The sequence below is a fragment of the Arthrobacter ruber genome (genome assembly GCF_002954225.1).
GTDB classification, from domain to species: domain Bacteria; phylum Actinomycetota; class Actinomycetes; order Actinomycetales; family Micrococcaceae; genus Arthrobacter_D; species Arthrobacter_D ruber.
The window spans coordinates 1-1339 of the sequence record NZ_PPTH01000001.1 but is presented as its reverse complement, the minus strand read 5'-3'; the positions used below and the strand labels follow the sequence as shown (position 1 = coordinate 1339).

Here is a 1339-nt window from a genome sequence, read left to right as displayed (position 1 = left end):
GCCGTTGATGGTCGCGTGGGCTCCGGAGCCAGCGGTCCAGGTGACCGCTCCGCCCTGGAAGTTCTGGTAGCAGCCGCCCGCGACGAGACCGCACACCACTCCCGAGGTCGCGGCACCGAGCTCAGGAGTACGCGCCGCCACAGCACCGATCGCCGACCCCGCCCCCGACTGCCCGTTGCGCGCAAAGGACTGGAGGGTGGCCATGCTCCCCGGCCACTGGTTCCAGTCCCCGATGACCGGTCCCTCGCTGGTGTACTGCCACAAGTCGTATCCCGACCATCCTGCTGGCATCCTGCCCGGTCCGGCGTTGCTGTAACTCGCCAGGTGCAAGGGGTGGTTCCCGAAAGCGGTCGACCGGCCGGTGCAGGTATCCCACCAGTCCGTTGTCGTGTAGATCATGGGCACGCGACCGGTACGAGCGAGGACCGTGTTGGAGAAGTCTCGGATCCAGGTCACCATTTGTGCCGGGGACATATTGTAGCAGGCGTTACCGAGGGACGGATATGGGTTGTACTCGACGTCGAGCAAGGGTGGAAGCGTCCGTCCGTCTGATGACCAACCGCCTCCATTATTGATGAAGTAGTTTGCCTGCTGACTTCCTGAGCTGACGCTGGGGATAGCAAAGTGGTAGGCGCCACGAAGCATTCCTACATTGGACGAGCCGTTGTACTGGGCGTCGAAGAACGGGTTCCGGTAGTTGGTGGACTCGGTTGCTTTCGTATAGGCAAAACGCGCTCCCTGATTCCAAGCAGACTGCCAGTTGACAGTACCTTGATGGCTGCTGACATCGACTCCGAGTACCCCGCCCGGCTTCCAGTAGTTGACAGCCGCGAGCCCTTCCTGCCCTTCTGGCGCGGTGTTGCTCGTACTTTCCTCGGGCGCCGGCACTTGGGCATCACCCGTGCGGGAGAGTCGTCGGACTCCTTGACCGAGGGACGCGCCGTCCGCGTCCATCTCGGTAGCCAGTGCCCTTGAATTGGCAAGCATCTGCTCGGCGGTGAGGGCTTCGCCACTGCTCGTCGTCAGCGGGGCAATCACAGATGCCGACGGCGTAGAAAGAGCTTGCTTCGTGACATCCTGGGCATCTGATGTCGCCCCGGAATCCTGCGTGGTCGCGGGGAAGTTCGGCTGTGTCTGCGCGGCCGCCACGCTGGGGTTAAGGATGATTGCGGTGCTCAAGGCAATGAGCGCTGCTGCCGTCCTGACTCTCATGGGTTTCACGAAGATCTCCAGGGTCTAGTTGTAGCGGATGGTGGTGCCGTTGGTGGGTGTCCAGGTGAGGGTGCCACCTTGGAAGGTTTGGGTGCAGCGACTGGTGGTGCAGGTTTCGTTGTTGGTG

1 protein-coding gene is annotated in these 1339 nt (G+C 62.4%); it reads right to left on the bottom strand.

The window, feature by feature from the left end:
- Nucleotides 1-1179, bottom strand: a 1179-nt coding sequence (locus tag CI785_RS00005) for a GH25 family lysozyme (protein ID WP_276307989.1), incomplete at its 3' end; no start/stop codon positions are given.
- Nucleotides 1180-1339: the final 160 nt, after the last annotated feature.